This is a genomic window from Streptomyces sp. WAC05292 (genome assembly GCF_003949955.1).
GTDB lineage: Bacteria > Actinomycetota > Actinomycetes > Streptomycetales > Streptomycetaceae > Streptomyces > Streptomyces globosus.
The window spans coordinates 1-4,638 of record NZ_RPSE01000453.1; the positions used below are offsets into that span (position 1 = coordinate 1).

5 protein-coding genes are annotated in these 4,638 nt (G+C 71.9%); 3 read left to right on the plus strand and 2 right to left on the minus strand.

What is annotated here, in order from left to right; translation table 11 throughout:
* Nucleotides 1-380: 380 nt before the first annotated feature.
* Together EF903_RS29025 and EF903_RS29030 are read left to right on the plus strand one after the other, a co-directional pair.
* Nucleotides 381-1,601, plus strand: coding sequence for an acetyl-CoA C-acetyltransferase (locus EF903_RS29025; RefSeq protein WP_125547982.1), 1,221 nt, complete (start codon nucleotides 381-383; stop codon nucleotides 1,599-1,601).
* Between the two features lie 386 nt (nucleotides 1,602-1,987).
* The gene (locus EF903_RS29030; protein WP_185902884.1) at nucleotides 1,988-2,821 is read left to right on the plus strand and encodes a hypothetical protein; all 834 of its coding nucleotides are present in this window, start codon (nucleotides 1,988-1,990) and stop codon (nucleotides 2,819-2,821) included.
* On the opposite strand, the gene EF903_RS29035 is transcribed toward EF903_RS29030, so the two are convergent.
* The gene (locus EF903_RS29035; protein ID WP_125547984.1) at nucleotides 2,805-3,146 is read right to left on the minus strand and encodes a hypothetical protein; all 342 of its coding nucleotides are present in this window, start codon (nucleotides 3,144-3,146) and stop codon (nucleotides 2,805-2,807) included. The genes EF903_RS29030 and EF903_RS29035 overlap by 17 nt on opposite strands.
* 100 nt (nucleotides 3,147-3,246) lie before the next feature.
* On the opposite strand from EF903_RS29035, the gene EF903_RS29040 reads away from it, so the two are divergent.
* Complete coding sequence (locus EF903_RS29040) at nucleotides 3,247-3,477, plus strand: DUF4287 domain-containing protein (RefSeq protein WP_125547985.1); 231 nt, start codon at nucleotides 3,247-3,249, stop codon at nucleotides 3,475-3,477.
* Nucleotides 3,478-3,613: 136 nt separating this feature from the next.
* Here EF903_RS29040 and EF903_RS29045 read toward each other — a convergent pair whose 3' ends face one another.
* Complete coding sequence (locus EF903_RS29045) at nucleotides 3,614-4,462, minus strand: Bax inhibitor-1/YccA family protein (RefSeq protein WP_125547986.1); 849 nt, start codon at nucleotides 4,460-4,462, stop codon at nucleotides 3,614-3,616.
* Nucleotides 4,463-4,638 lie beyond the last annotated feature (176 nt).

Here is a 4,638-nt window from a genome sequence, read left to right on the forward strand (position 1 = left end):
ACCCCGAGCCTCGCGCCCCCCGGGGGCCAATCCAGCCCCGCCGGCGCTTGAGGCGCGGGGTCCGGGGCAAAGCCCCGAAAGCCCACACCACCCCGAGCCTCTCGCCCCCCGGGGGGCAATCCAGCCCCGCCCGGCGTTTGAGGCGCGGGGTCCGGGGCAGAGCCCCGGGAGCCCACCTGCCCGGGCCTTCCGGCCCCGGAGCCCGGGGCTCCGTACGCCTCCGCGGGGCAGCGGGGCACGGGCCCCGCACACCCCCGGACCAGCCGCCCGACCCCGCGGAGCGACCGGCATCACATGCCCCACCCGGTGACCAAGACCGTACGGGCCGGTAACTTCGCATGCGGTCCGCAATGAGCCGCAACTCACCCCTTGGAGCCCCGATGCCCGAAGCCGTCATCGTTTCCGCCGCCCGCTCCCCGATCGGGCGCGCCTTCAAGGGGTCCCTCAAGGACGTCCGCCCGGACGACCTCACCGCGACGATCATCCAGGCCGCCCTGGCCAAGATCCCCGAGCTGGACCCGCGGGACATCGACGACCTGATGCTGGGCTGCGGCCTGCCCGGCGGCGAGCAGGGCCACAACCTGGCCCGCATCGTCGCGGTGCAGATGGGCATGGACTACCTGCCCGGCACCACGATCACCCGCTACTGCTCCTCCTCGCTGCAGACCTCCCGCATGGCCCTGCACGCGATCAAGGCGGGCGAGGGCGACGTCTTCATCTCCGCCGGCGTCGAGACCGTCTCGCGCTCGGTGAAGGGCACGTCGGACGGCCTGCCGGACACGCACAACCCGCTGTTCGCCGAGGCGGAGGCGCGGACCGCCGAGGTCGCCCAGTCCGAGGGCTCGACCTGGCACGACCCGCGCGAGGACGGCCTGATCCCCGACGCGTACATCTCGATGGGCCAGACCGCCGAGAACCTGGCCCGCCTGAAGGGCGTCACGCGCCAGGACATGGACGAGTTCGGCGTCCGCTCCCAGAACCTGGCCGAGGAGGCCATCAAGAACGGCTTCTGGGCCCGCGAGATCACGCCGGTGACCACCCCGGACGGCACGGTCGTCAGCAAGGACGACGGCCCGCGCGCCGGCGTCTCCCTGGAGGGCGTGCAGGGCCTGAAGCCGGTGTTCCGCCCGGACGGCCTGGTCACGGCCGGCAACTGCTGCCCGCTGAACGACGGCGCGGCCGCGCTGGTCATCATGAGCGACACGAAGGCGCGCGAGCTGGGTCTGACCCCGCTGGCCCGGATCGTCTCCACCGGCGTCACCGCCCTCTCCCCGGAGATCATGGGCCTGGGCCCGGTCGAGGCGTCGAAGCAGGCCCTCAAGCGGGCCGGCCTGACGGTCGGCGACATCGACCTGTTCGAGATCAACGAGGCGTTCGCCGCGCAGGTCATCCCCTCGTACCGGGACCTCGGCATCCCGCTGGACAAGCTGAACGTCAACGGCGGCGCCATCGCCGTCGGCCACCCGTTCGGGATGACCGGCGCCCGCATCACCGGCACGCTGATCAACAGCCTCCAGTTCCACGACAAGCAGTTCGGCCTGGAGACGATGTGCGTGGGCGGCGGCCAGGGCATGGCGATGGTGATCGAGCGGCTGAGCTGAGCCGCAGCGGAGGGTAGGGGTCGCCCGAGGGACGAGGGCGGCACCTGCCCGCAGCGGAGGCGAGGCTCAGCGCCACAGAAGGCGCGAGCGGCTGAGCTGAGCCGCAGCGGAGGGTGGCGGTGCCTCGTTTGCCCTGGTCCGCGTGCCTTCCGGGCTCCGGATCCAATCCTCCCGCGGCCGACCTGTGACCGAATCTCCCCCAGGATGTGACAAACATCCTGGGGGTTCGGCATTTATGCAGGTCAGCTTGGGTATGCCGGTCTCCTGTGTGACGAACACCCTGTCCATTTCGTGACGTAATGCACTGCACGCCATTCCCAGGTCGGGACACTCTGATGTAGGAAGTCGGGGGATCGAGTCAAATCAGGAGTTAGTCAGTGAGCGCCATGTCTCTTGCCCTGCTGCTGACCACGGCCGCCGCCGCGGCCGTGGGCGCTGCTGCGCTGCACGCCGTCCACGGCCTCCGCAAGCAGGTCACCGCCCTGCGGGGCGAGCTCTCCGTCCCGTCCCGGCCGCGCGGTGCGAGCGTCCCGCACGCCCGCGGCGCCGTGGAGTCCCCCGCCGCCGAGATACGGGCCGCCGTGGCGGAGGCCCTCGCCGAGGAGCGTGAGCGCGAGCTCGCCGAGGCGCGGGCGTTCTGGGCCGCGCAGGAGGCCCGTGAGGCCGCCGAGGCCTCGCCGACCTTCGCGGGCGACGCCCCGTCCCTGCTGGGCGGGCTTCCGGGCCTGGCCGACGACGGCCCCGTCTTCCTGCCGCGCCAGGCCGATCTGGTGGGCCTGGAGCCGGTGCTGGGCGAGGAGGCCGCCGACGAGTACCCGGAGGATTCCGCGGAGCTGGCGGCCGCGCGACGCCGCCACCCCTCGCACCCCGACTTCGTCCCGTCCCAGCCGATGTCGGCCGGCGCGGACCACGAGCGCACGGTGAGCCGCCTGGAGGAGCTCGCGGAGGCCCGCACGGCGCTCGCGGACGTCCGCCCGGGCCCTCTGGGCACGCTCGACGTGTACGTGTTCACGGACGGCACGACGCTGTGCATGACGCCGGGCCACCGCGAGACGGCGGAGCGCCTCGCGGAGGCGCTGCGCTCGGGCACCGCGCCGGTCCTGCTGGGCGGCTCGGGCATCTCGGGTGCGTACGCGCTGACGTTCTCCTGCGGCGGTGACGCGCAGGACCCCGACAACAACGTCTACATCCTGGCGGACCGCGTCATCGCGTCGCTCTGACCTCCGCCTGCTCCACCAGCCGCACGGCCTCGTCCAGCATCTCGGACGGGGCCTTCGCGGTTTCCGGGGCGGTGCGCAGGGCTTCGGCGAGGTCGGTTCCGGCGACGGCGACCTGGTCGCCGACGGCGAAGACGCCCGCGTCGGGCATGGTGTGCGCCGGAGCCGCCCCGCCCGGCGATTCGAGCCGCTGGGCGCGTACGGACAGCTCGCGGGCCAGTTCGAGCGCCTCGGCGGCGGCTCCGCGCTGGAGACGGCTCTGCGGCATGGCGCGCAGCCGGTCGGCGAAACGTTCGACGGCGTCGGTCAGGGGCGAGGTATCGAGCACCCGGCCGACCTTACGCGCCGGGACGGCGCCATTGCCAACGGCCGGACTCTCCGGCACGGTGACGGGAAGGGAACAGCACGGCCACACCCCGGAGGCGCCCATGTCCGTAGAGTTCTCCGAGCAGACCCACCGCAACATGATCGACAGGATTCCGCAGACGACCGGCCGCGAGGTCGCGGAATGGCTCCGCACCGTGGACGAGGGTCCTTCCCTGGTCCGGTTCGAGGAGAAGGTCAGCTGGCTGCGCGGCGCGCACGAGCTGTCGTACGGCCAGGCCAAGGCGATCATCCACGAGTACGACCTGCGCAGGGCCGCCCGCAGGTTCGGCTGACCCGCCGGCTCTCCCCTCCTCCCTCTCCCCCTGTCCCCCACAGCCCGTCTGCACCGGAACGCGGGAAGGCCCCGCGAGCGTCGCGCTCGCGGGGCCTTCCCGGTGGTGCCTGCGGGCCCTGCCGGGCCCGGTCCTGCTAGTCGTCCCCGGAGAGGATCTGGAACAGGCGCAGCAGCTCCAGGTAGATCCACACGAGGGTCATGGTCAGGCCGAAGGCGGCCAGCCACGCCTCCTCGCGGGGGGCGCCGTAGGCGATGCCGTCCTCGACCTGCTTGAAGTCCAGGGCGAGGAACGCGGCGCCGAGGATGACGCCGATGATGCCGAACAGGATGCCGAGGCCGCCGCTGCGGAAGCCGAGGCCGTCACCGCCCGCGAACACCGAGAACAGCAGGTTCGCGACCATCAGCAGCATGAAGCCCATGGCCGCGGCCAGGACGAAGCCGTAGAAGCGGCGGGTCACGCGGATCCAGCGCATCTTGTACGCGAACAGCACCGCGGCGAAGACGCACATGGTGCCGAGCACGGCCTGGATGACGACGCCGGCACCGAGGTAGGTGCTGGTGGCGGCGCTGATGACGCCGAGGAAAACGCCCTCGAACGCCGCGTAGCCCAGGATGATCGCCGGGGACGCCTTGCGCTTGAAGGCCTGGACGAGGCCCAGGACCATGGCGACGAGCGCGGCGCCGATCGCGATGCCGTACGACTTGCCGATGTTCGCCGGGTCGACCGGGAGGGCGATCCAGGCGAGTGTCGCGGTGAGGATGACCGTGCCGAGCGTCATGGCCGTACGGCTCACGACGTCGTCCATGGTCATCGCGTTGACACGGGCCGGCGCCTGCGGCATCCCGGTGGCCGGGTCGGTGGCGTAAGGATTCGTCGCGTACGGGTTGGCCCCGGCCTGCTGGTGCTGCACGTCGAAGCCCGCGTAGGCACCGTTGTCGCGGCTGAACCCCCGTCGCGAGAAGACCGGGTTACTGCTCCTCATCTCACTCCTCCATGGCCACCTTGCGCGGCCTTGCAACAAGAGTAATGCGCTAGCAAAGAAATCACCCTACTGCTGGAGGAGGATCTTAGGAGAGGGACGGGCGGCGCGCAGGGGCATAACCGCCGGTCGGCGGCGCGGCGGGCGGGCCGCCGACCGGCGGTTATGCCCCTGCGCGC

Excerpts from the sequence above, each read along its gene's own strand:
- EF903_RS29025 (WP_125547982.1), top strand. The coding sequence starts at position 381 with ATGCCCGAAGCCGTCATCGTTTCCGCCGCCCGCTCCCCGATCGGGCGC.
- EF903_RS29045 (WP_125547986.1), bottom strand. The coding sequence starts at position 4,462 with ATGAGGAGCAGTAACCCGGTCTTCTCGCGACGGGGGTTCAGCCGCGAC.
- EF903_RS29030 (WP_185902884.1), top strand. The coding sequence starts at position 1,988 with ATGTCTCTTGCCCTGCTGCTGACCACGGCCGCCGCCGCGGCCGTGGGC.
- EF903_RS29040 (WP_125547985.1), top strand. The coding sequence starts at position 3,247 with ATGTCCGTAGAGTTCTCCGAGCAGACCCACCGCAACATGATCGACAGG.